Annotated in this window: 25 protein-coding genes; 18 read left to right on the top strand and 7 right to left on the bottom strand. The window is 71.2% G+C overall.

Features of this window, described 5'->3' with window-relative positions:
- The first annotated feature begins 39 nt into the window (after positions 1-39).
- The 7 genes from OIE53_RS23040 (at position 40) to OIE53_RS23010 (ending at position 6,289) form a co-directional block, all read left to right on the top strand.
- Positions 40-1,239, top strand: coding sequence for an LCP family protein (locus OIE53_RS23040; protein WP_393338917.1), 1,200 nt, complete (start codon positions 40-42; stop codon positions 1,237-1,239).
- 192 nt (positions 1,240-1,431) lie between these two features.
- Positions 1,432-2,376, top strand: a complete 945-nt coding sequence (locus OIE53_RS23035; protein ID WP_442791352.1) for an LCP family protein — start codon at positions 1,432-1,434, stop codon at positions 2,374-2,376.
- Positions 2,377-2,424: 48 nt separating this feature from the next.
- Positions 2,425-2,760 carry a rhodanese-like domain-containing protein gene (locus OIE53_RS23030; protein WP_327023581.1) on the top strand — a complete coding sequence of 112 codons (336 nt, stop codon included), beginning with the start codon at positions 2,425-2,427 and terminating at the stop codon, positions 2,758-2,760.
- An 11-nt stretch (positions 2,761-2,771) separates the two neighbouring features.
- Positions 2,772-3,563, top strand: coding sequence for a glycerophosphodiester phosphodiesterase (locus tag OIE53_RS23025; protein ID WP_327023580.1), 792 nt, complete (start codon positions 2,772-2,774; stop codon positions 3,561-3,563).
- A 49-nt stretch (positions 3,564-3,612) separates the two neighbouring features.
- Complete coding sequence (locus tag OIE53_RS23020; RefSeq protein ID WP_327023579.1) at positions 3,613-4,854, top strand: sensor histidine kinase; 1,242 nt, start codon at positions 3,613-3,615, stop codon at positions 4,852-4,854.
- A gap of 67 nt (positions 4,855-4,921) precedes the next feature.
- Complete coding sequence (locus OIE53_RS23015) at positions 4,922-5,335, top strand: ATP-binding protein (RefSeq protein WP_327027353.1); 414 nt, start codon at positions 4,922-4,924, stop codon at positions 5,333-5,335.
- A gap of 69 nt (positions 5,336-5,404) precedes the next feature.
- The gene (locus tag OIE53_RS23010; protein WP_327023578.1) at positions 5,405-6,289 is read left to right on the top strand and encodes a DUF5926 family protein; all 885 of its coding nucleotides are present in this window, start codon (positions 5,405-5,407) and stop codon (positions 6,287-6,289) included.
- Positions 6,290-6,318: 29 nt separating this feature from the next.
- On the opposite strand, the gene OIE53_RS23005 is transcribed toward OIE53_RS23010, so the two are convergent.
- On the bottom strand, positions 6,319-7,521 hold the full coding sequence (locus OIE53_RS23005) for an arginine deiminase (protein WP_327027352.1): 1,203 nt from the start codon (positions 7,519-7,521) through the stop codon (positions 6,319-6,321).
- Between the two features lie 160 nt (positions 7,522-7,681).
- On the opposite strand from OIE53_RS23005, the gene OIE53_RS23000 reads away from it, so the two are divergent.
- From OIE53_RS23000 to pheA, 4 genes are all read left to right on the top strand, one after another.
- Positions 7,682-8,422, top strand: a complete 741-nt coding sequence (locus OIE53_RS23000; RefSeq protein WP_327023577.1) for a hypothetical protein — start codon at positions 7,682-7,684, stop codon at positions 8,420-8,422.
- A 174-nt stretch (positions 8,423-8,596) separates the two neighbouring features.
- Positions 8,597-9,052 carry a hypothetical protein gene (locus tag OIE53_RS22995; RefSeq protein WP_327023576.1) on the top strand — a complete coding sequence of 152 codons (456 nt, stop codon included), beginning with the start codon at positions 8,597-8,599 and terminating at the stop codon, positions 9,050-9,052.
- Between the two features lie 195 nt (positions 9,053-9,247).
- The gene (locus OIE53_RS22990; RefSeq protein ID WP_327027351.1) at positions 9,248-9,796 is read left to right on the top strand and encodes a hypothetical protein; all 549 of its coding nucleotides are present in this window, start codon (positions 9,248-9,250) and stop codon (positions 9,794-9,796) included.
- A gap of 10 nt (positions 9,797-9,806) precedes the next feature.
- Entirely contained in the window at positions 9,807-10,763 is a 957-nt protein-coding gene (gene pheA, locus OIE53_RS22985; RefSeq protein ID WP_327023575.1) for a prephenate dehydratase, read from the top strand.
- An 81-nt stretch (positions 10,764-10,844) separates the two neighbouring features.
- On the opposite strand, the gene OIE53_RS22980 is transcribed toward pheA, so the two are convergent.
- The 3 genes from OIE53_RS22980 to OIE53_RS22970 all read right to left on the bottom strand — a co-directional run bounded on the left by OIE53_RS22980 (position 10,845) and on the right by OIE53_RS22970 (position 12,534).
- A complete protein-coding gene (locus OIE53_RS22980) occupies positions 10,845-11,561 on the bottom strand; it encodes an AIM24 family protein (protein ID WP_327023574.1) in 717 nt (238 codons plus the stop codon).
- A gap of 55 nt (positions 11,562-11,616) precedes the next feature.
- Positions 11,617-11,961: a metallopeptidase family protein gene (locus tag OIE53_RS22975; RefSeq protein ID WP_327027350.1), complete on the bottom strand. Its 345-nt coding sequence runs from the start codon at positions 11,959-11,961 to the stop codon at positions 11,617-11,619.
- Between the two features lie 141 nt (positions 11,962-12,102).
- On the bottom strand, positions 12,103-12,534 hold the full coding sequence (locus OIE53_RS22970; protein WP_327023573.1) for an OsmC family protein: 432 nt from the start codon (positions 12,532-12,534) through the stop codon (positions 12,103-12,105).
- A 145-nt stretch (positions 12,535-12,679) separates the two neighbouring features.
- Between OIE53_RS22970 and OIE53_RS22965 the strand changes: the two genes are divergently transcribed.
- The 3 genes from OIE53_RS22965 (at position 12,680) to OIE53_RS22955 (ending at position 15,226) form a co-directional block, all read left to right on the top strand.
- Complete coding sequence (locus OIE53_RS22965; RefSeq protein WP_327023572.1) at positions 12,680-13,399, top strand: hypothetical protein; 720 nt, start codon at positions 12,680-12,682, stop codon at positions 13,397-13,399.
- A gap of 190 nt (positions 13,400-13,589) precedes the next feature.
- Positions 13,590-14,411 carry an HAD family hydrolase gene (locus tag OIE53_RS22960; protein WP_327023571.1) on the top strand — a complete coding sequence of 274 codons (822 nt, stop codon included), beginning with the start codon at positions 13,590-13,592 and terminating at the stop codon, positions 14,409-14,411.
- On the top strand, positions 14,411-15,226 hold the full coding sequence (locus OIE53_RS22955; RefSeq protein ID WP_327023570.1) for an HAD family hydrolase: 816 nt from the start codon (positions 14,411-14,413) through the stop codon (positions 15,224-15,226). The genes OIE53_RS22960 and OIE53_RS22955 overlap by 1 nt, the downstream gene beginning before the upstream one ends.
- A 33-nt stretch (positions 15,227-15,259) precedes the next feature.
- Here the strand turns inward: OIE53_RS22955 and OIE53_RS22950 are convergent, their stop codons facing one another.
- Positions 15,260-15,865: a bacterial proteasome activator family protein gene (locus tag OIE53_RS22950; protein ID WP_327023569.1), complete on the bottom strand. Its 606-nt coding sequence runs from the start codon at positions 15,863-15,865 to the stop codon at positions 15,260-15,262.
- A 99-nt stretch (positions 15,866-15,964) separates the two neighbouring features.
- Between OIE53_RS22950 and OIE53_RS22945 the strand changes: the two genes are divergently transcribed.
- Positions 15,965-16,762: an alpha/beta hydrolase family protein gene (locus tag OIE53_RS22945; protein WP_327023568.1), complete on the top strand. Its 798-nt coding sequence runs from the start codon at positions 15,965-15,967 to the stop codon at positions 16,760-16,762.
- 77 nt (positions 16,763-16,839) lie between these two features.
- On the top strand, positions 16,840-18,036 hold the full coding sequence (locus OIE53_RS22940) for an ABC transporter substrate-binding protein (RefSeq protein ID WP_327023567.1): 1,197 nt from the start codon (positions 16,840-16,842) through the stop codon (positions 18,034-18,036).
- A gap of 4 nt (positions 18,037-18,040) precedes the next feature.
- On the opposite strand, the gene ddaH is transcribed toward OIE53_RS22940, so the two are convergent.
- Positions 18,041-18,874, bottom strand: coding sequence for a dimethylargininase (ddaH, locus tag OIE53_RS22935; RefSeq protein ID WP_327023566.1), 834 nt, complete (start codon positions 18,872-18,874; stop codon positions 18,041-18,043).
- A 59-nt stretch (positions 18,875-18,933) separates the two neighbouring features.
- Here ddaH and OIE53_RS22930 point away from each other — a divergent pair, with 59 nt between their 5' ends.
- Positions 18,934-19,389, top strand: coding sequence for an Lrp/AsnC family transcriptional regulator (locus OIE53_RS22930; protein ID WP_327023565.1), 456 nt, complete (start codon positions 18,934-18,936; stop codon positions 19,387-19,389).
- Positions 19,390-19,458: 69 nt separating this feature from the next.
- A complete protein-coding gene (locus OIE53_RS22925; protein ID WP_327023564.1) occupies positions 19,459-21,348 on the top strand; it encodes a beta-propeller domain-containing protein in 1,890 nt (629 codons plus the stop codon).
- Between the two features lie 71 nt (positions 21,349-21,419).
- On the opposite strand, the gene OIE53_RS22920 is transcribed toward OIE53_RS22925, so the two are convergent.
- Positions 21,420-22,499, bottom strand: coding sequence for a T3SS (YopN, CesT) and YbjN peptide-binding chaperone 1 (locus OIE53_RS22920; RefSeq protein ID WP_327023563.1), 1,080 nt, complete (start codon positions 22,497-22,499; stop codon positions 21,420-21,422).
- Positions 22,500-22,535: the final 36 nt, after the last annotated feature.

The raw sequence follows: 22,535 nt of genomic DNA, 5'->3' as shown, positions 1-22,535 counted from the left end.
TGTCTCCGCCCCCTTTGCTACACAAAAGCTGGAGCGTGCATGTCGGTTCACGGTTCCGCCTTGCTCGAACCACCTCATGCGGCTGCCACCCCACGGCCGCCGTCCGGGGGTAAGAAGAGCCGGTCAGGTAAGGCCGGGAAGAAGGGGCGTCCACGGCGCAAGGATCCCCTCTGGGCCCGACTGACCGTGGTGGCCGGAGCCGCGTTGATGATGACCAGCGGTGTCGCCATCGTCGGCAGCAAGGCGATGATCAGCCAGGCCACCGGCAACATCACCCAGCGCAACCTGGTCGGCGGCGCGGGGAAGACCCTGGCGGAGGGCGGGTCCGACCTCAAGGGCCCGATCGACATGCTCCTGCTCGGCGTGGACGCCCGGGAGCGCTGGGCCGCCGACGACGTGCGGGCGGACAGCATCATCGTGCTGCACATCCCGGCCAGCCATGACCAGGCGTACCTGATCTCCATTCCCCGGGACACCGAGGCGCGGATCCCCGCCTTTGCCAAGACCGGCTACCCGGGTGGGGTCGGCAAGATCAACGGGGCGTTCCAGGCCGGTGCCAGCAACGGCGGCGGCTGGGAGGGCGGCGCCCAGTTGATGGCCCAGACGATCAAGAACATGACCGGCGTCAGTTTCGACGGGGCGGCGATCATCAACTTCGGCGGCTTCAAGAACATCATCGACGCCCTGGGCTCGGTGCGGATCTGCCCCAAGCAGGACATCGAGTCGATCCACATGTCGTACGTCGACGGCAAGCCGATGTGGAACGCGGACGCCAAGAAGACCGGTAAGCCGCGTACTCCGGTGGTGCACAAGAAGGGCTGCCAGGAGATGGAGGGCTGGGCCGCGCTGGACTTCTCCCGGCAGCGCTACGGCCTGGCCAACAGCGACTACGACCGCCAGCAGAACCAGCAGCAGCTGATCAAGGCGATGGCCAAGAAGGCCAGCCAGAACGGCACCCTGACCAACCCGATCAAGCTGAACGAGCTGATCAAGGCGGCGGGCAAGGCCTTCATCCTCGACACCGGCGGCGTCTCCGTGGAGGACTTCGTCTTCACCATGCGGGGGGTCACCGGCAACGAGCTGATCATGCTGAAGACCAACGGCGGCACCTACAACGCCACGGGCAGCGGCAACGAGACCCTGGACGAGCAGACCCTGGCCATGTTCCGGGCGATCCGGCAGGACAAGCTGGCGGAGTTCGTGTTCTACAACCCCGAGGTGATCTCCAACCGGAAGTGACCGGTCGGCAGCGGATGTCCGGAAACCCCGGTCACCCTGCGTGATCCTCCCCTAGCCTGACATGAGAAGGGTTCATGTTGGGCTGAGGGGAGGGGCGTCACGGCCAGGCGGACGGGCGACGGCGGGACCCGGTCACCGGGGCAGGCGCCCCGGCACCCGCGGTGGGCCCGGGTACTGCTCGGTGTCGGGCTGGTGGCGGTGCTGGTGGCGGCGGTCGCCGTGGTCGGCCTGCGGGTGCTCACCGACCGGTACACCCGCGCCATCGCCCACGAGCAGTTGCTGGACCCCTCCGCCCGCACCGACCGCACCGACCTGGACGGGCCCCTGAACTACCTGCTGGTCGGATCGGACCGGCGGCCCGGGGACACCGGTCCGGAGCAACGCACGGACACCATCCTGATCGTGCACATCCCCGCCGGGCTGCGGGAGGGCTACCTCGTCTCCGTGCCGCGCGATCTGCTGGTCACCATCCCGCCCGGCACCGGCTGGCCGGGGGGCGAAGACAAGATCAACAGCGCTTACGAGTACGGCGGAGGCGGGACCTCCGGGGCCCGACTGCTCTCCACCACCCTGAACCGGCTCACCGGCATCCGCTTCGACGGTGCCGCCGTGGTCGACTTCGCCGGGCTGCGCCGCGTCATCGACCTGCTGGACGGGGTGGAGATGTGCGTACGCACCGAGGTGCGCTCGATCCACACCGACCGGGTCTTCTCGCCCGGCTGCCAGCGGATGGACGGCGCCCAGGCCCTCGACTACGTACGCCAGCGCTACGACCTGCCCGGTGGCGACTACGACCGGCAGACCCACCAGCAGCAACTCCTGGGGGCGATGCTGGAACGGGCCGGGCAGACCCGGATCCGCAGCAACCCCCTCCAGGTGCACCAGCTCATTCAGGCGGTCGGGGAGTCGTTGACGGTGGACACCAACGGGGTTCCGGTGGAGGATCTGCTGCTCGCGCTGCGCGGGCTGTCCACCGACGGGCTGCGCGGGGTGCAGGTGCCCTCGTACCCGCAGACCATCGACCAGGTCTCCTACGTCACGCTCGACAACGGGGGCGAAGGGCTGTTCGAGGCGGTACGCGGCACCCGGATGCCGCAGTGGGCCGGCGACCATCCGCGCTGGGTGACCACCCTCTGAGGACCGTTCGGCGGCGTCCGGTCCGCCGGGGATCTACCCTTGGTACCCGTGTTCGGATCCCAGATACCCACAGTGACCGCTGCCGAGATCACCGACGACACCTACCTGCTCGACGTACGCGAGGACGACGAGTGGGCCGCCGGCCACGCGCCGCAGGCGCATCACCTGCCGATGATGGAGTTGCCGGCCCGCATCGCCGAGGTGCCGACCGACCGCGAGGTGGCGGTCATCTGCCGCTCCGGCGGACGTTCCGCCCAGGTGGTGACCTACCTGATGCGCAACGGGTGGGACCACGTGCGCAACGTGGCCGGTGGAATGGGCGACTGGGCCGGCGCCGGGCGGCCGGTGGTGGCCAGCGATGGACAGCCGGGCCGGGTCCTGTAGGCGGAACCCCGATGGGCGCACCCCTCGTATTCGCGCACCGCGGCGCCTCCTACGACCTGCCGGAGCACACCCTCGCCGCCTACCTGCGGGCGCTGGAGGAGGGCGCCGACGGGCTGGAGTGCGATGTCCGGCTGACCCGTGACGGGCACCTGGTCTGCGTACACGACCGCCGGTTGGACCGGACCAGCAACGGCCGGGGACCGGTCAGCACCCGTACCCTCGCCGAGTTGGAGGCGTTGGACTTCGGCTCCTGGCACCCGGGCTGCGTACCGCCGGACGGCACGGAGATGCTCGACGCCTCGCACACCCGGCTGCTCACCCTGGAACGGCTGCTGGAGGCGGTCCTCTCCGCCGGTCGACCGGTACGGCTGCTGGTGGAGACCAAGCACCCATCCCGCCACGGCGGGGAGGTCGAACGTCGACTGGTCGACCTGCTGCGCCGGTACGGCCTGGCCGAACCGCGCCCGCACACCCCGGTACAGGTGACGGTGATGTCCTTCTCCCCGCTGGCCGTACGCCGGATCCGGGCGCTGGCCCCCGCCCTGCCGACCGTGCTGCTGCTGGAGGTGCTGCCGCGCTGGCTGCGGCTGGGTCGCCTGCCCTTCGGCGCCGGCATCGCCGGTCCGGGCATCGGGCTGGTGCGGGCCCGCCCGATGCTGGTGCCGGCCCTGCGGGCGGCCGGCAACCAGGTCTACGTCTGGACGGTCAACGAGCCGGACGATCTCGACCTGGTGCTGGCGGCCGGGGTGGACGGGGTGATCACCGATCGTCCGGCCCACACCCTGGCCCGACTGACCCGGTGAGCCACTCGGGGGTGCCCAGGAGGGCTGGGGGCGGTGCACACTCGGGGTCATGCCGGACTCCACCGACTACTCCGCCCTCATCGCCGGACACACCGCCATCATCGAAATGATCAACTCCGGTGACGCCGGCCTGCCGGTTCTGACCCGCCTGCTGCGGATGGCCGAGCCGACACTCGGGGCCGCAGGCATGGCGTTCGTGGAGTTCGCGCCGAACGGCGGGCGGGTGATCGCCGCCACCGGCGCCGCCGAGTGGACCCTGGGCTGGCCCCTGCCGGCCAACGACCCGGCCACCGCCTGCCTGCTGGCCGGGCCCCGGGTGCGGTGCGTACGCACCGACCATCTGACCAACGATCTGGCCCGGCAACTGGCCGACCGGGGCCTGCGGCGGATGGTGGTGTCCCGGGCGGAGCTCGGCGGGCACACCGTCGGCAGCCTGCACGCCCTCTACCAGGCCGGTCGCGAGGAGCCCAGCACGGAACAACGCGGGGTCATCGCCTATCTCGGCAGCTGCATCGCCCACCTGTACGGCGATCAGAACGGCCTGCCGGTGCACGGTGACGCCCCTGCGGTCACGGACGGCCCCGCCGTCGATGATCCCGACGACCAGGAGGACCCCGAGAAGGAACGTGACCTCTTCGTCGCGGTCACCAGTCACGAGCTGCGTACCCCGGTCACCGTCATCAAGGGGTACGCCGACACCCTCAGCGACCACTGGGATTCGCTGAGCGAGGCCGACCGGCGCCAGGCCGCCCGGGTCATCCGGCAGCGGGCCAACGAGCTGGCCCGACTGCTGGACCGGCTGCTCTCCTCCGCCGCGGAGGTGTGGCCGGGGGACGGCCCGCCGACGCCCTTCGACTTCGGCGAGACCCTCCGGGCGGCGATCGCCGACCTGCCCACCGACCTGCGCCGCCGCGCCAGCGTGGAGGTGCCGACCGAGCTGCCCCGGGCGGTCGGGCACCGGCAGAGCCTGGCCACCGTGCTCACCGAACTGGTCACCAACGCCGGAAAGTACTCACCCCCCGGCTCGCCGATCGAAATCAGCGCCTCGGCCGACGCCCGTACGGTCAATCTCCGGGTCAGCGACCGTGGCATCGGCGTACGCCCTGAGCACGTCGAACGCGCCTTCGACCGGTTCTGGCAGGGCGAATCCGGGGACCGGCGCCGCTATCCCGGCACCGGTCTGGGGCTCTATCTCGTCCGCCGGATCGTTGAACAACAGAATGGCTGGGTATTCCTTCAACCGAGAACAGGTGGGGGTACGGTCGCGGAAGTGCGACTGCCCCGCAGGTGAACGGCGGGATTCAGGGCTCGGAAGAGGGGCAGAGGTGTCGACGGCAGCGGTCGAACGAGCATGGTGTGTGGTGGTGCCCCACCACGCCACCGGGGCACGGATCGCCCGGCAACGACTCGCCACCGAGTTGGCCGAGGTGGTGACTCCGGCGGTCCTGGCCGACCTGGTGGCGGTCCTGGCCGAGTTGGTGGGCAACGCCGTCCGACATGCCGACCCCCTGCCCGGCGGGGTGGTCCGGGTGTCCTGGCGGCTGCGCGGCACGACCGAGGGGAACCAGGTCCGGCTTCAGGTCACCGACGGCGGGGCCGCCTGCGGTCCGCAGCTCCGCCCCGCCGACCTGGGCGCGGCCGACGGTCGTGGGCTGCACATCGTCTCCGGACTGTCCAGCCGGTGGGGGGTGGAACGGGACGGCCTGGGGCAGAGCGTCTGGGCCGACTTCGATCCCGCGCCGACGCGTACCCCTCTGGTCGCCGCCGGCTGAGGGGCCCGCCGGGGTGGCGGGGTGGGTCCGGCCCACGCCGGGCCGCTCGGGCCTCTAGGCTGTCTCGCCGTGAGCAAGCGTCGAAAGAACCAGCGGGCAGCCACTCCGAGCGTCAAGCGGGAGCGGGTACGCGACGTCTTCGTCCCCCGTCCCTTCGAGGGGCTGACCGACGAGCCGGAGTGGATCGCCCTGCGCGAGCTGGTGCCCGCGGCCTCCGCGCCGCTGCGCCTCACTCCGGAGGTGGCCGAGGAGTACGGCGATCGTCCGGTCACCCTGGCCACCGTGCTGCCGATGGCCGCACCGGCGATGAGCCGGCAGGACGGGCGGGTCTTCATCGGGCTCCAGCGGCACCAGCAGTCCGGTGACGTGTCCCGGGATCTGGCCGAGTCGCTGCTCTGCGCGCTGCGGACGGAACCGGGTGCCCCGGTCACCGTGCCGCCCCTGCCCGGTCCCGGGCCCCGCCTGCAGGACATCCTGGTCGACGGCCCGCTGGAGATCACCCTGCACGAGGGTTTCGAGTTCTGGCTGGTTCCGGAGGCCGTCGACGACCCGACCGTGCAGGCCTCGCTGGAGCGGGCCAACGCGGCGATCTACCCGACCGTACGCCTGGCCGCCGCGCCGGCCGCGTACTGGTGCCGGGTGCCGGAGAAGGCGCATGTGCGCTGGGTGCTGCCGGAGGACGAGGAGGCCGCCCTGGACGCTCTGGCGCGGCTGAGTGCGGCCGGCTCGCTGACCCTGGGTGAGTCGACCAAGTTCGCGGGCATGTTCCGGGCGCACGGGCGACTCGTACCGGTCTGGGACCTGCCCGACACTGCCCCGGCCGAGGAGTGGGAGGAGCCGGTCGCCGAGTTCGCCAAGCGGTACGCCGCGGCGCTCGCCGAGGCCGGGCCCCTGGACGCGGCGGCCCGCCGGTCCCGGCAGGGACTGCTCGGGCGTCAGCTCACCCTGCGCTGAGGTGTTGCGCGGGGCCCCTGCGGCCCCGCTCACCCCCGCAGCAGGGGGCACGACATGCAGCGGGGGCCACCCCGGCCGGAGCCCAGTTCGGAGCCGGCGATCGGAATCAACTCGATGCCGGCCCGTTCCAACTGCGCGTTCGTCTCGATGTTGCGTTCGTAGCCGACGCAGAGCCGGGGGGCCAGGGCCAGGGTGTTGTTGCCGTCGTCCCACTGTTCCCGCTCGGCGGTGACCGGGTCCAGACCGGTGTCGATCACCCGAAGTTGGTCCAGGTCCATCGCGTCGGCCGCCGCCCGCAGGAAGGGCGCCGGGCCGTCGACCCGCGGGGGGTCGCCGTCGGCGCCGGCGATCACGGTGTACGCCGACAGCGAGGCGGCGACGTTCGGGTACATCAGCACCGCGTCCACGTCGACCATCGTGCAGATGGTGTCCAGATGCATGGTCGCCCGTTCCTGAGCGATCGGGACGACGAGGATGGTGTGGGCCAGGTCGGCGGCGAAGACCTGTCGGGCCAGCCGTTCGGCACCCGCCGGGGTGGTCCGCTCGCCGACTCCGACGGCCAGCACCCCGGGGGCCAGCAGCAGGACGTCGCCGCCCTCCAGATGCTCCAGATCGGGCCGGTAGACGAACTCCGTGTTGGCGAACCGGGGATGGTGCCGGTAGATCGCGTCCGTCAGGGTGGTCTCCCGCCGCCGGGCCGGCATGGCCAGGCTGGTCACCCCTACCCGGTCGCGGATCCACAGCGAGGAGTCCCGGGTGAACAGCAGGTTGGGCAGCGGGTCGATGACGAAGTCGTGCCGGTCCATCAGGGTGTAGACCAGCCCGCCCGGACGGTCCCGGCCGATCTTCAACTCCTCGTGGGCCAGCCCGGCCACGAGGACCCCGGCCAGGGCGGCCGGATCGAGGTAGGACAGGTGGGCGGCGACCCGGGCCCGCAGGGTGTCACCGAGCCGGGGCGAGGCGAGCACCTGTTCGGTGAGTTCGTCCCGGGCGTCCGCCACCGCCAAGGTCTCGGTTAGCAGATCGGTGAGATAGAGCACCTCCACGCCGCGCAGGCGCAGGGCGTCGGCGAAGGCGTCGTGCTCCTCCTGGGCCCGCCCCACCCACGGGATCGCGTCGAACAACAGGGAGTCGTTGTTGCGCGGGGTCAGCCGGGCGAGTTCCGGCCCCGGACGGTGCAACAGCACCGTGCTCAGTCGACCGACCTCACTGTCCACGTAGTGGGTCACAATCGCAGCGTAGGACAGGGTTTGGCGGCATCCGGGAAAAAGGCTGTGAGTGAATACGGCATTCATCCGCAGTCATTCCGGCGCTCCGGCTTGCCGACCACCCGGACCGGCAACGTAGGGTAGTGAGAACGTAACTTCGAGGGACCTTTTGCCGGAGGTCGCGATGACTGTGTTTCCCGCTCGTCGAGCCGTACCCTCCCCCCGGGCACTGCCGCCCGTGGCGGTACCGCATCCCCGGACGGAACCGTCAGGGGTGACCGCGGCCCCCCGTCCGTCCCCCTTGGAGTGGGCCCGGCGTCGCCGGGCCGAGCGGGGAGCCCGACGGCTGGAAGCCGCCGGTGCCCGCGCGCTGGGCCAACTGGGCCACCTCGGGCCGGCCTGGCACGTCGTCGACTGGCCAAGGGTGGATCCCACCGATGTTCTGCTGGACGGCAGTGACGACAACCGGGCCGGGTTCCTCGCCATCGGGCCCAGCGGCCTCTTCGCGGTCACCATCGCCGACCACGGCCGGGCCCGGGTACTGGTCGCCGGTGACGTGGTGCAGATCAACGGCAAGCGTCCGCCGTACGTGACCGAGGCCCGCCGGGACGCCAGACGGGCCAGCAAGGCCCTCACCTCGGCGGTCGGGCATCCGATCCCGGTCACCCCGGTACTCACCTTCGTGGGTTCCGGGGTGATCAGTGTCTACGGCCTGCCGAAGGACTGCCTGATGGCCACCCACCGGGAACTCGACCGGCTGCTCGTCGCCGGTGGCAACCGGATCAGCCCGGCCACCGCGGAGAAGCTGTCCCGGGTAGCCCAGCATCCCAGCACCTGGACCACCGGTGGTCATCAACCGGTGGCGGACTACCGGTGGTATGAGGACGGCCGAACGGCCGCTGACAAGGCGGCCACCCACCGGTAACGTCTGCGGCGACGCCACGCGGCCGGGTCGTCCCGGTTCGGTACTCCACCAGGCCCGCGCCGTTGCCGCCCGGGGCACCGATCCCATCGACGATCCGATGCGCGACGCAACGGTCAGCGGCCACTGCGGCGACCGGCTAGCGTGGACGTACCGTCGGTGTACATAGGAGGCGCGGTGGCCCACGTCGAACTCTCGCTCTCGGAAGTGTTCGCGCCCACGACGGGGACACCGACAGAGCTGGAGTACGACAACATCGGTCGCTGGTCAGCCACGGTGTCCAGCGCCGATGAGCCGTGTCTGCTGATCGACGCCCAGACCCGGGTGGTGGCCGTCTCCGCCGCCGGCTGCGACCTGCTCTGCCTGGGCGCCCCGGAGGACCTGATCGGCCTGCCCCTGCTCGACGGTGGGTTGCGGCTGCTGGACTTCACCGCCAACCGGGGTGAGCTGACCGAGCCGGAGATCGACAAGATCCCACCGCTGCTGGCGCTCACCTCGGGTCGCCTGGCCCGAGGGTTGCTGCGCATCGAGTACGCCGCCGGTGGGTCCGACGCCACGGTCGACGCGGTCTCCACACCGGTACTGGCCGCCGGGGCCGTGGCCGGCTCGCTGACCTTCTTCTCCGAGGTCTGAGCCACCCCGCACCGACCGGCGGGCCGGCCGCTGCCCTTCCGCCCCGGCAGCGGCTGCTCCTACGATGGGCTCGGCCCCCGGCCACCCCAGCACACCCCGCCTGCCGCAAGGACCCCTCCTGTGCCGCCCAGCCCTCTCCGTCGCGCCGCCGTAGGCCGGCGCCCGTATCGGCTCACCGGGCGGTTCTGCGGTGCCCTGGCGCTGGCCGGTCTCCTGCTGGCCGGCTGCGGCGAGCCTCCGGAGTTGCGCGACGGCGGCACCTCCCGGCTGCCGACCGGCGCGCCGAGTCCGACCATGGGTGGGCCCAGCACCCCGCCACCCTCGGTCGCCGTACCACCGGTCGTGGGCACGGTCGCGCCCTCGACGGACACCGGTCGGGTGGCGGTGGCCTGTCGGGGGGAACCCTCCGCGCAGCAGGTCATCAACCTGGTCCGTGGCCGCCAGGGCCTGCTGCCCCGCAACGCGAAGGTCAAGGTCAGCAGTGGCCCGTCCTGTGCCGCGGACTGGCACTTCACCGCCCTGGAGGTGACCGGGTACGAGCCGTTGCACGTGGTCACCCGCCGGCAGGCGGGCAATCTGCGCCTGGTCACCGCCGGCACGGACGTGTGCGCGGTCGAGGTACGGGTCACCGCACCCCCCGGCATCCGTACCCTGGCCTGCGGTGACGACTCCGGGGTCACGGCCCCTCTGCCGACGACGCCCGCTGCGACGCCTTCGGTCTCTGCGTCCACCCCGGGTGCGTAGGCTGGAGACCATGCCGGGAACACCGCCGACACGCTTCGCCTTCCTCGGTCCCGAGGGCACCTTCGCGGAACAGGCCCTGCGCACTCTGCCCGCAGCCGAACGGGGCACCCGGACACCGGCCCGCAGCGTCGGTGAGGCGCTGGACGCGGTACGCGCCGGGGAGGTCGACGCCGCCCTGGTCCCCCTGGAGAACTCGATCGGCGGCGCCGTCGGGGTGACCCTCGACGAGTTCGCCGAGGGGGAACCGCTGGTGATCACCCGCGAGGTGATCCTGCCGGTGGAGTTCGTCCTGGGTGCGCGTCCGGGCACCCTGCTGTCGACGGTTCGCAGCGTCGCCGCTCATCCCCAGGCCTCCACCCAGTGCCGCGACTGGCTGCGGGCCTACCTGCCGGACGCGACCGTGATCGACGTACTCTCCAACGGAGCGGCGGCGGCCGGAGCGGCCACGGGCGAGTTCGACGCGGCGATCTGCGCTCCGATCGGCGCCACCCGGCACCGGCTGGCCGTACTCGCTGACAAGATCGCCGATCATCCGGACGCGGTGACCCGGTTCGCCCTGGTGGCCCGGCCCGGTCCACCTCCCCCGCCCACCGGCGACGATGTGACCTCGCTGGCGGTGTACATCGCACACGACCGGGTCGGTGCCCTGCTGTCCGTCCTGATGGAGCTGGCGGTCCGGGGGGTGAACCTCAGCCGGATCGAGTCCCGGCCCACCGGCAAGGCCCTCGGCGAGTACGTCTTCTTCCTCGACTGCACCGGTCACGTCGCCGACGTCCGGCTGGGTGAGGCACTTCAGGGCCTCCGCCGGGTCTGCTCGGACGTACGCTTCCTCGGCTCCTATCCGCGGCACCGGTGGAGCGGGAGCACGGGGGGGCACCCGGTCCCCGCCCCCGCCGGTCTCTCGGACGCCGACTACGCCGACGCCGCCGCCTGGCTCGCCCGACTCAGAGCCGGCGAACTGAGCTGACTGCCCGGCCCGCCAGGTCGGTCGCCGTCAGGTCGGTGGCCCTCGCGTGGGTGGCCGCCGCGCTGGTCCTCCAGAGTCGGCTCAGCGGAACAGGCCGCCGAGCACCCCACCCTGATCCTGCTGGCCGCTGCCCATGATCGGCGGCTCCTCGGACGGCTGGACGACGACGAAGCCCTGCCCCGCGAAGCTCATCGTGTACGCCTCGCCGGTGGTACGGCCCAGCAGGGTGCCGAGTCCGAGCTGGTCGGCCCGGTGGTAGCCGGTCTGCAACCCGGCCGACCAGCAGACCGCCGCCTGGGGATCCACAAAGGTGGGCGCGTCGACCGCCAGCACCACCGGGGTGCCCCGGGTGGTCACCGCGATCCGGCCCTGCCCGGTGAAGACGCAGTTGAACAGGCCGGTAGAGGCCATCCCGGCCCCGCCGACCATCTTGATGTCGTACTGGAGACCGGGGTCGAAGGCCAGGACGCTGGAACCGTTGATCGACAGGGCGTCGCCCGGTTCGAGGTCGATGATGTGTACGTCCTTGGCGAAGTCGGCCAGGAAGACGTCACCCCGGCCGGTGAGCTTCATCAGCGGGACGCCTTCTCCGGTGAGCTTCTGCTTGAGGAAGTTGCCCAGCCCGCCGGAGCCCAGCGCCTGGAACTGCACCTGCCCCTGGTACGCGACCATCGAGCCGACCCGGGCCAACATCTCACCATTGAGCTCGATCTTGAGCATCTTGGCGTTCTGGAGCCGCATGCCGGGTTGCGCGGACTCCCGCTCCAGGTTCGCCGCTGAGAACAGTTCGCTGCGCATCTCTTCCTCCGTACTCGCCGTGCCTGGTCGAGACGGTAGGGCAGCGACGCAACCGTCAGCCCCAGCCGAGGTCGTGCAGGCGCTCGTCGTCGATGCCGAAGTGATGGGCGATCTCGTGCACCACGGTCACCGCCACCTCCTCGACGACATCGTCCTCGGTCTCACAGATCCGCAGGATCGGGTTGCGGTAGATCAGGATGCGGTCCGGCAGCACCCCCGCGTAGTCCCACCCTCGGTCAGTCAACGCGTGTCCCTCATAGAGGCCGAGCAGATCCTCCCCCGGCGGGGGGTCGTCCTCCACGAGAATCACCACGTTGCTCATCAACGTCAGCAGTTCCTCGGGAACCTCATCGAGGGCCTCCCCCACGAGTTCCTCGAACCGCTCCCGATCCATCTCCACCGCCACCCGCCCATTCTCACCCACCCCCACCCCACCCCCACACCGCGATCTTGCACTTTCGGTCGCCGATACGCGGCTTTTACACCGTTATGCGTCGACCAAAAGTGCAAGATCGGCGGGGATTGGGGGGTGGGTTCGGGGTCAGGAGGTCAGGCGGGTGGTGAGGGTGATGGTGGCGGCGGGGGAGAGTAGGCGGGAGATGGGGCAGTTCTGCTTGGCGGTCTCCGCCAGCTCGGCGAAGCGCGCCTCGTCGATGCCGGGTACGACACCGACGGTCTCCAGCTCGATACGGGTCACCGTGAAGCCCGCCTCGGTCTTGTCCAGGTGCACCTTCGCGGTGGTCTCCACCGAGGTCGGCGTCGCGCCGGCGTCGGCCAGGGCCTTGGAGAAGGCCATCGAGAAGCAGCCGGCGTGCGCGGCCCCGATCAGCTCCTCGGGGTTGGTGCCCTCACCCTCCTCGAAGCGGGACTTGAAGGAGTAGTTGCCCTCCAGCCCACCCTTGCCGGTGCGGATGGTGCCGGACCCTTCGGGAAGGTTGCCCTGCCAGCGTGCGGAAGCGGTACGAATAGGCATGGAGCTGACGCTAGCCGAATCCGCGTCCGTCGGCCGACCGACCGGGCAGCTGCCTGCACCTTCCATGACGTAGCTGGCCTGCTGTGCCATGATGCGGGGCAGACCTCGCCCTGGGCACTCGGTCCGGCCACAAGGAGGCGCAGCGGTGACCCACGACCTCCCCGTCCCCCGGCAGGACGACCGCTCCGACGGCGCCAGCGTCCTCGAGTGGGGAACGCAGGACGAGGAGCCGACCGGCACCAACCGGTGGCGTGGTGCTCTGGGCGGCCTCGGCCGCGACCACCGGCTGCCCCTGCTGCTCGCCGGGCTCGGTGCCGCCGCCACCCTGGCCTCCCTGCTCGGCGAGTGGGCCAAGGTCACCTTTCCCAGCGGCGGGGGTGAGGGGGACGAGCCGGTCGAGTTGCTGAGCAGCGTCTCCGAGGTCGGCAATCTGGGGGTCGGCTACCTGGTCGGGATGCTCATCCTGGGGGTCACGGCCGCACTCACGCTGCGCGGAACGGTCGCCGTACGGGCCAATGCCCGGGTCGCCGGCCTGGCCCTGGCCCTGGGTCTGGTCGCCGTGCTGGTGGCCACGGCGGCCTCGCTGGACGACGACCGTCGGCGGGCGATGGGCTACACGGTCGAGGACGGCTTCCGCATCGAGTACGGGCGAGGGCTGATCATGGCCTTCCTGGCTGTCCTGCTGTTCGCCGCGGCCCTGGCCCGCGCCACCGCCGTACCGGACGGCACGGCCGGTGAGCCGGGTCGACGACAGCCGCGTCCCCGCCGCCCGGCCGACTTCGCCGAGGAGCCCGAGGGCCGGGGACCGATCGACATCACGGTCACCCCCACGGTGCCCTTCGCCCGCGAGGCCCGATCCGACTGATCGGCCACCGGAGCCACCCCTGCGGTACACCAGACCTCAAGAAGGCTCCCTTCCTCGCGTCACACCCGATTCGTCGGGAAGCCATGGTTGCGACCCGTTCCGCGAGGTAAGGTGGCTGCCCGCCGCTCGCCGGATCCTCGACCAACGACCGGAACGGCTGGCTGTGACGGCGGTGGGCGAAGGAGGAAAGATGACCCGTCCGGGCCTGCCCAAGCTGATCGCCACCGACCTAGACGGCACTCTCGTCCGCAGCGACGACACCGTGTCGGCGTACACCCATCAGGTTCTGGACCGGGTTCGTGCGGCCGGGATTCCGGTGGTGGGCGCCACCGGCCGGGGCCCCCGGCTGACCGAACTGACCCGCAACGACATCCGCGCGGCGGACTTCCTGGTGATGGCCGGCGGTGGCCGGGTGGTCGACCAGAGCGACCCGGCCGGGCCGGTGGTGCTGCGCGACGAGCGGCTCTCCAGCGAGGTCCTGGCCACCCTGCTGGCCGACCTGGAGGCCGTGGTCGGCCCGCTGACCGTGATGGTCGAGGCCTCCGACGAGCACGACGCGCCCCTGTGGGGGGACTACCACCCCGCCTGGCCCTACCAGGACCGGTTCGAGGTACGCAGCCGCGACGAGTGCCTGGCAGGCGATGTGATCAAGGCCTTCGCGCGTACCGCCGATCATCATGTCGACGAGTTGCTGGCGGTCGCCAGGGAGATCATCCCGCCGCACCTGGCCGCCCTCACCCAGGCCGGGCTGGGCTTCATCGAGATCAGCCCCTCCGGGGTGGACAAGGCCACCGGGCTCAGTGTGGTGGCGCAGAGCCTGGGGGTCGATCCGGCCGAGGTGCTGGTCTTCGGCGACATGCCCAATGACCTGCCGATGTTCGAGTGGGCCGGCTGGGGGCGGGTGGCGGTGGCCAACGCCCACCCGCAACTGCGGGCCATCGCCGACAACGTCACCCTGCGCAACGACGACGACGGGGTGGCCGTGTATCTGGACCGGCTACTGTCCGGGTGATGGAGGCAATTCCCCGCCTGGTCGCCAGCGACATCGACGGCACTCTGCTGCGCGACGACCGCACCCTCAGCCCGCACACCGCCGAGGTGCTGGCCCGGATCTCCGCCCGGGGCACCCCGGTCGTGCTGGTCACCGGCCGACCGATCCGCTGGCTGCGACTGGTGTACGAGCAGTTGGCCGAGCCGCTGCCGGCGGTCTGCGCCAACGGTGCGGTGGTCTACGACCCGGTCGGCGACGAGGTGCTGCGGGCCGACCCGCTGGCCCCTGAACTGCTCGCGGAGGTGGCCCGCCGACTACGGGCCGAGGTGCCCGGGGTGAGTCTCGCGGTGGAGATCGCCGATGGTCGGCAGATGCGCCACGACGCGCACTACCCGATGCGCTGGGACGCCGACGAGACCGCGATCCGGGCCGTACTGCATCCGGAGGAGCTGCATTCGCTGCCGGCGGTGAAGCTGCTGGCCCGGGCCGACGGGGAACGGGATCCGGACCGGTTCACCCAGGTGGTCGCCGAGGCGCTGGCCGGTCTGGCCGAGGCCACCCATTCCTCCCGGTCGGGGCTGGTGGAGATCTCGGCGGCCGGGGTGACCAAGGCGGCCGGGCTGGCCTGGTACTGCCACCGGCTCGGCGTCACCGCCGAGGAGGTGCTGGCCTTCGGTGACATGCCCAATGACGTACCCCTGCTGACCTGGGCCGGCCGGGCGGTGGCGGTGGCCAACGCGCACCCGGCCGTGCTGGCGATCGCCGACGAGGTCACCTCGGCGAACTCGGTCGACGGGGTGGCGGCGTACCTGGAGAAGGTCTTCGGGGTGGACTGACGGGGTGCGGCAGGGCGCCGCACCCCGGCGTCGTCAGAGGTACTGACCGGTGCTGTGGCCCTCGCCGCCCGGTCCCTGACCCAGGCCGGGCATCCCCGGCAGGGCCACCCCGCCCGGCCCGCTGGGCAGCGCCTGCCGCCCGGAGCGCATCTGCTCCAGTTGCACTCGGGCCGCCATCTGCTGGGCCACCAGGGCGGCCTGGATGCCGTGGAACAGCCCCTCCAACCAGCCGACCAGCTGAGCGTGGGCGATCCGCAGCTCACCCTCCGTCGGTGCCTGGTCCTCGGTGAACGGCAAGGAGAGCCGTTCCAGTTCCTCGCGCAGCTCGGGCGCCAGCCCTTCCTTCAGCTCGACGATCGAGCGCTCGTGGATCTCCCGCATCCGGTGCCGGCTGGCGTCGTCCAGCGGCGCGGACTTGACCTCCTCCAGCAGCTGCTTGATCATGCTGCCGATCCGCATCACCTTCGCCGGCTGCTCGACCAGGCGGGCGGGATCCTCACCTGGCCCGTCGTCGGTCTGCAGGGTGCCGACCGGTCGGCCATCGGGCCCGACCACCACCACGGTGCCCGAGTGCCCGGTGCCGTCGCGGCCAGGCTCGTCGTTCTGTCCAGCGGTATGCGCTTCGGTCATGGCATCCATCTTTACTCAGTCACCCCCGTCGGCGCCCGCCGCCCCGGCCGACGATGCGGCGTCCGACCCGGGGCCTCGGATGGCGGCGAGTCGCGCTACCGTCGGCCGATGTCGCTCGACCCCCGCGCCGTACTCACCCGACCCGCACCGGAGCCGGACCTCACGGTCTCCTACGGCGAGCACCCCGACCAGATCGCCGATCTGCGCCGCCCGCTCGGCGAGGGCCCGCCCCGGCCACTGGTGATCGTGGTGCACGGCGGTTTCTGGCGGGTGGAGTACGACCGGCGGCACACCGACGCACTGGCTGACGCGCTGGCCCGGCTCGGCTTCCCGGTGGCCCAGTTGGAGTACCGCCGGACCGGGCAGCCCGGTGGCGGCTGGCCCGGCACCCTGATAGACGCACGGGCCGGGGTGGCGGCTCTGCCGGAGTTGGCCGCCGAGGCCCTGCCCGGTCGGGTGGCACCGGTGCCGCCGATCCTGGTCGGGCACTCGGCCGGTGGTCATCTAGCCCTGCACACCGCCATCCGGTCACCGCAGACCGTCGGCGGGGTGCTCGCCCTGGCCCCGGTCGCGGATCTGGCCGAGGCCTACCGGCTGGACCTGGACTCGGGCGCGGTGGCCGCGCTGCTGGGCGGCGGGCCGGCCGATTTCCCCGAGCGGTACGAGGTCGCCGACCCCCGCATCACGACCCCACTGTCAATACGGACGGTAGTGATTCACGGCACTCTGGATGAGCAGGTACCGGTGGAGATGAGCAGGAAGTATGTCGCCGCAGCACAGGAACTAGGTGCGGATATGCACCTTGTAGAGCTTTCGGAATGCGAACACTTCGGGCTTATCGACCCCCTCTCGCTGGCCTGGCCGCAGGTAACCGCCGCGTTCCGTTCTCTTCACACCGATCATTAGCCATTGACCCAGCGTCGCTAAGCAGGTAGAACGCCGGAGGGGCGGAGACTCCCAGCAGGCCATCCGAAGGGAACCCGGTGTCGCAGATGAACCGTAGGCGGGCACTCCAACTGCTCGCCGCGCTCGGTGCGGGTGGACTAGCGGGCGGGTGCGCCTCGGACTCCGAGGAGCCGGCCGAACCGAAGAGTACGGTCAAGGTCGGGCTCATCGCGCCGCAGTCCGGCCCCGGCAAGGCCGTCGGTGACGAGTTGCGCAACGGCTTCGAGCTCTACCTGGACCTCAACGAGAGAGTCCTCGGCGGCCATCCGGTGAACCTGCTCGTGGCCGACGAGGGAGACAGCGTCAAGTCCGGTCAGGCCGCGGTGGACGGCCTGCTCAAGCAGGGTGTTCTGGCGTTGACCGGGGTCTCCTCCGCAGCGGTGATGTCCGGCATCCGGGACGTCATCGAGCAGGCCCGGGTGCCCCTGATCGGCTCCAACGCCTCACCCACCAGCCTCCAGAGCGTCGTCTACATCTGGCGTACCTCGTACGTGCTCGACGAGGCGGGCCGGGCCCTCGGTCGCCATCTGCGCGACGCCCTGGGCCCCGACGACCGGGTGGCGATGATCATGCCGGAGTCGGCCCTCGGCGGCGACGACGTGCTGCGCGGCTTCCGGCAGGAGTTCGGCGAATCCGACCCCCGCATCGCGGATCCGGTCGTCTTCACCTCCAACAACGCCAACCCCGGCAAGGGCGCCTTCGTCCGGGACATCGACCGCGCACTGAGCCGCAACCCCTCGGTGGTCTTCTGCTTCTTCGCCGGCCCGGCGGCGGCGGAGTTCGTCATGCAGCTACGCGACGCCGGCTTCCAGGGCGCCATCTACGCACCCGGCTTCCTCACCGAGGGCACCGTGCTGGAGAGCATCAAGCCGGCCGACGACGCCCTGGGCATCCGCACCGCCCTGAACTACTCCGCCGACCTGAACAACGCCGCCAACCGCCGGTTCGCCTCGGCGTACCGCAAGAAGCACAGCGCCTCGCCGACCACCTACGCGATGGCCTCGTACGACGCGGCCAAGGTGCTCGACCAGGCGATCCGCCTGGCCGGCTCGGACCCCACCCCGCAGGAGCTCAACCTGGCGCTGGGCCGGATCGGTCAGATCGACAGCCCGCGCGGGGCCTGGCAGTTCAACCAGCCGCGCACCCCCCAGCAGAAGTGGTACCTGCGGGAGGTGCAGCACGACGGGCAGGTGCTGTCCAATGTCCTGCTCAGCGAGCTGGCCACCCTGGGCTGAGGGTTCAGTGCCGTAGTTCGGCGATGCAGCACTTCACGCTGCCTCCGCCCTTCTTCAGCTCGGCCAACTCCACCGGCACCGGGGTGTAGCCGGCCGCCCTCAGCCGACCTGCCAGCCGGGTCGCCTCGCTGTTCAGCACCACGTTCGCGCCGTCACTGACCAGGTTGAGCCCGAAGGCGAGAACGTCCTCGTCCTCGGCCAGCACCGCGTCGGGAAACAGCTGGGCCAGCACCTTCTGGCTGGCCGCGGAGAAGGCTCCCGGGTAGTAGACGATGTTGCCGTCGTCGATCGAGGCCAGCGCCACGTCCAGGTGGTAGAAGCGCGGATCGATCAGCCGCAGCGAGACCACCGGCCTACCCAGCGCCTCCTGCGCCTCCGCGTGCGCGGGCAGTTCGGTACGGAACCCGTACCCGGCGAGGATCAGCCCGCCGTGCGCCTGTGGCAGGTACGCGAAGTCCCCCTCACCCTCGTTCGTCTCGTTCGGGGCGATGAACCGCCAGCCCTGCGCCTCGTAGAAGGCCCGGTGCGCCGCCGCCTCGGCCGTGCGCTGGTGGTGTTTGAACCGGGCGCCGTAGACCGTGCCGTCGACCATGAAGGCGCCGTTGGCGGCGTAGACCATGTCCGGCAGGCCGGGCTCGGGGGCGAGCAGGTGCACCTCGTGTCCCAGGCCGACCAGAGTCTCCCGCAGGCGATCCCACTGCTTGACGGCCAGCTCCGGGTCGACCGGGGTGGTCACGTCCATCCAGGGGTTGATCGCGTACTCGACCGCGAAATGCTCCGGCGAGCACATGAGGTACGTGCGCTTTCGGGGCACTCGCTGAGGGTTCATGGTCACCAAGAGTAGGTAGGCTGAGAGTTTCGGAACAGCCATGACCATTGCTTCTCAGGAGCAGAATCTTGCAGATAGACGGCGTGGACCAGCGAATCATTGCGTTGCTGGTCGCCGATGCCCGTGCCTCGTACGCGGACATCGGAACCCGAGTCTCACTCTCCGCTCCGGCCGTCAAGCGGCGGGTGGACCGGCTGCGGGCCGCCGGGGTCATCCGGGGATTCACCGCCGTCGTCGACCCGGCCTCGGTCGGCTGGACCACGGAGGCCTTCGTCGAGCTGTTCTGCGCCGGCCGCACCACCCCGGCCCAGATCGGTGCCGCCGTACGCCGCCACCCCGAGGTGGTCGGGGCGTACACGGTGTCCGGGGAGGCCGACGCCCTCGTACACCTGCGGGCCGCCGACATTCCCCACCTGGAGGAGGCGTTGGAGCGGCTGCGCGCGGAGAGCTTCGTGACCTCCAGCCGCAGCACCATCGTGCTCTCCAGGCTGGTCGAGTCCCCCGGGGTCGGGCCCTCCACCTGATCGCACCGGGCGGTGCAGACCGGCGCATCGGTGCGGAACCGGACGGCTACCGGCGGCGTCGAAGCAGTCATGACGCGGGCAGGCAAGGTGATCGTCGCCGGGAGCATCCTGATCACCCTCACCCTGCTCGCCGGAAGCACCTCGGCTCCGGCCCCCGGCCGACCGACCGCCCCGGTGATGGTGCCGGTGGCCGGGCTGGTCTCCTTCGACTCCTGTTCGGACGCCCTGACCGAACTGCGGGCCGCCGCCCGCGAGACGGTCGGCCCGTACGGCTTCGAGGGCGGCACCCTGTTGTCCACCCGGGCGGCCGCCGAGGGCAGGGCCCTGGCGAAGGGTGCGCTCGGCGGCAGCGCCCCGCCGGACCACTCGACGACCAACAACCATGAGGCCGGCGCGGACGAGCCGGACGTGGTGAAGACCGACGGGCGCCGCATCGTCACCGTCACCGGGGGCGGGCTGCGGGTGATCGACCCGGTCAGCCGCCGGATCACCGGCCGACTCGATCTGCCCGGTGGGAAGGCGGGCGCCTACTGGGGCTCGTACCGGCTGCTGCTGCTCGGTAACCGGGCCCTGGTGCTCGCCGAGGGGACGCCGTTCGTCGCGGTGGACCGGTCCCGGCCAGGGCCGTCGACCGAAGCGGCCCGCCTGTTCCTGGTCGACCTGACCGGTGCGCCCGCGCTGATCGGCACGTACCGGATCGAGGGCAGTCTGCTCGACGGTCGACTGACCGGCACCACCGCCCGGGTGGTGATCCGCTCGACGCCGCGCCTCGAGTTTCCGTACGTCCCTGAGGGCAGCGACCGGGCCCGGACCCGGCAGAACCGGGCGGTGATCGACAGCGCCGGGATCGAGTCCTGGTTGCCGGAGTACGAGTGGACGGCCGGGAACGAGCGGCACACCGGGCGGGTCGACTGCGATCGGCTGAGCCGACCGGAACGGATGACCGGCACCTCGGTACTCACCGTGCTCAGCTTCGACCTCGGCACCGACCGGCTGGGCGACGGTGACCCGGTCAGCGTCGCCGCCGACGCCAACACGGTCTACGGCACCCCGAACAGCCTCTACCTGGCCGGGCAGCAGCCGCCCCGGAAACCGGGGCTGCTGCGCTGGCGGCCCGGTCTCCGGGACCAGGTGACCGAGATCTTCCAGTTCGACACCGCCGGGTCGGGCCGCCCTCGCTATCTGGCCTCCGGTGCCGTACCCGGGTGGCTGATCAACCAGTACGCACTGTCCGAATGGGACGGACACCTGCGGGTGGCCACCACCCTCGGCGAGGTGTGGGGCGATGAAGGCGAATCCGAATCCACCGTACGGGTGCTGCGTCGGGATGGCGGGGCGCTGGTGTCGGTCGGAGCGGTCGGCGGGCTCGGGCGCGGCGAACGCATCTACTCCGTGCGGTACCTGGGGCCAGTGGCGTACGTGGTCACCTTCCGGCAGACCGACCCGCTCTACTCGCTGGACCTGAGCGACCCGGCCGCCCCGAGGATGACCGGGGAGCTGAAGATCACCGGCTACTCCGCGTACCTGCATCCCCTGCCGGACGGGCGGCTGCTCGGGGTGGGTCAGGAGGCCGACGGACAGGGCCGTACGGAGGGGGTGCAGGTGTCCCTCTTCGACGTGCGGGACCCGAGCCGGCCGACCCGCCTGGACCAGTGGCACCTGCCTCGCGGCTGGTCCACCGCCGAGTACGACCCGCACGCCTTCCTGCACTGGCCGGCCACCGGGCTGGTGGTGCTGCCGGTGGACGCCGGGGTACGCCTGTTGCGGGTCGACGCCGACAAGATCAGCGAGATCGGCCAGGTCACCCACCCGGTCACGACCACGGACCGAGCCCGGCTACGCCCGGCCGTACACCGCGCACTGATGATCGGGGACCTTCTCTGGACGGTCTCCGATGCGGGCCTGCGCGCCAGCGATCCGGTCACCGCGCGAAGCCTCGACTGGATCCCGACGACCTGACTCTCCCTCCCCCTCAAGGGGTGGGGCCCGGTTTCTCGGGAACTCCGGGCCTCACCCCTTGAGCCACCAGCTCACAGGTACATGCCGGTGCGGTGCTCGCCCCGTCCCGGCTTGTCCCCCTCACTGAAGAAGCGCTTGCCGCCGAACTCGCCGTGCAGCCGGTCGTCCAACTCGTCCGCCAGGCCGGTCATCACCTGCACGGCAAGCATCAGATGGGTGGGTTGGAAGTTGCGGCCGAAGACCGGGATAGAGGCCCAGACGGTGTCGTCGGCACAGTAGAGCCGGCCGATCGGCATCCGGTTGGTCAACTCGGAGAGCTTGACGTAGAGCCGCTCGGTCGGCTCCACCTCGGTGAGCACCGGGGAGAAGACGTCGACCAGCGGCGGATTGTCCCGCACCCGGACGAAGACCATCGCCGAACCGGCCCGGATGTTGATGTCGCCGTCGGAGTCGACCTGGACCCGGTCGGAGTCGGACCGGAGCATGGTGGAGACCACCGTCCGGACCCGCTCGGCCAACTCCAGCACCTCACTGTCCGCACCGGAATCCTCCGGGGCGGCCAGCGCCTGGGCCAGGTCGTCCTCGATCTCCTGCCCGGTGCCGACTTCACTGCGGGCGGTGCCCAACGGCTCGCCCGGCACCGGCTCACCCTCGGCGTCGACGATCACGTAGACCAGGAAGGCCGGGTGCGGCGCGCCGTAGATGTCGCGCAGCGTACGCGAGAGCAGGGCGGCCAGCCGGGTGCTCTCCGAGACCCCGCAGTGCAGGCCGAACTGGTCACCGGAGCCCTCCAGCACCCCGGGCGGAGACCAACCCAGGGCGACCATGTCTGCCACGGCCGCCCGGTCCAGCCGATAGCCCTGGGGCAGGGCCGCGTTGCCCACCGCCCGCGCGGTCAACCCGCCGTCCTCGCCGACATCGACACTGACGGAGTAGACGGCCTCCTCGATGCCGGAGGCCGTCGGGTCGAGGGTCAACTCCACGTGGGCACCGTGCGGCAGGCCGGCCAGCCGGTCGGCCAACGCGCGGGCGAACTCCCGCCACGCATGGGTCACCTTGGCCCGCAGGTCCGCAGTGCTCGGCTCGTCGAGCAGGATCGACTCGTGGTGTGCCGGCGTACCGGGCGGTGCTGAGGGGTGCTCTGCCGTCATGATCGCCTCCGTCCGTTCCGGCCACCCTATCGAGCC

It is taken from the genome of Micromonospora sp. NBC_01739 (assembly GCF_035920385.1).
GTDB lineage: Bacteria > Actinomycetota > Actinomycetes > Mycobacteriales > Micromonosporaceae > Micromonospora.
The sequence above is the reverse complement of the archived record's forward strand: the minus strand, read 5'-3'. Positions and strand labels throughout refer to the sequence as shown.

Coding starts and splice junctions, on each gene's coding strand:
- OIE53_RS23040 (WP_393338917.1), top strand. CDS start 40: ATGTCGGTTCACGGTTCCGCCTTGCTCGAACCACCTCATGCGGCTGCC.
- OIE53_RS23025 (WP_327023580.1), top strand. CDS start 2,772: ATGGGCGCACCCCTCGTATTCGCGCACCGCGGCGCCTCCTACGACCTG.
- OIE53_RS23020 (WP_327023579.1), top strand. CDS start 3,613: ATGCCGGACTCCACCGACTACTCCGCCCTCATCGCCGGACACACCGCC.
- OIE53_RS23000 (WP_327023577.1), top strand. CDS start 7,682: ATGACTGTGTTTCCCGCTCGTCGAGCCGTACCCTCCCCCCGGGCACTG.
- pheA (WP_327023575.1), top strand. CDS start 9,807: ATGCCGGGAACACCGCCGACACGCTTCGCCTTCCTCGGTCCCGAGGGC.
- OIE53_RS22980 (WP_327023574.1), bottom strand. CDS start 11,561: ATGCGCAGCGAACTGTTCTCAGCGGCGAACCTGGAGCGGGAGTCCGCG.
- OIE53_RS22970 (WP_327023573.1), bottom strand. CDS start 12,534: ATGCCTATTCGTACCGCTTCCGCACGCTGGCAGGGCAACCTTCCCGAA.
- OIE53_RS22960 (WP_327023571.1), top strand. CDS start 13,590: ATGACCCGTCCGGGCCTGCCCAAGCTGATCGCCACCGACCTAGACGGC.
- OIE53_RS22955 (WP_327023570.1), top strand. CDS start 14,411: ATGGAGGCAATTCCCCGCCTGGTCGCCAGCGACATCGACGGCACTCTG.
- OIE53_RS22950 (WP_327023569.1), bottom strand. CDS start 15,865: ATGGATGCCATGACCGAAGCGCATACCGCTGGACAGAACGACGAGCCT.
- OIE53_RS22945 (WP_327023568.1), top strand. CDS start 15,965: ATGTCGCTCGACCCCCGCGCCGTACTCACCCGACCCGCACCGGAGCCG.
- OIE53_RS22925 (WP_327023564.1), top strand. CDS start 19,459: ATGACGCGGGCAGGCAAGGTGATCGTCGCCGGGAGCATCCTGATCACC.
- OIE53_RS22920 (WP_327023563.1), bottom strand. CDS start 22,499: ATGACGGCAGAGCACCCCTCAGCACCGCCCGGTACGCCGGCACACCAC.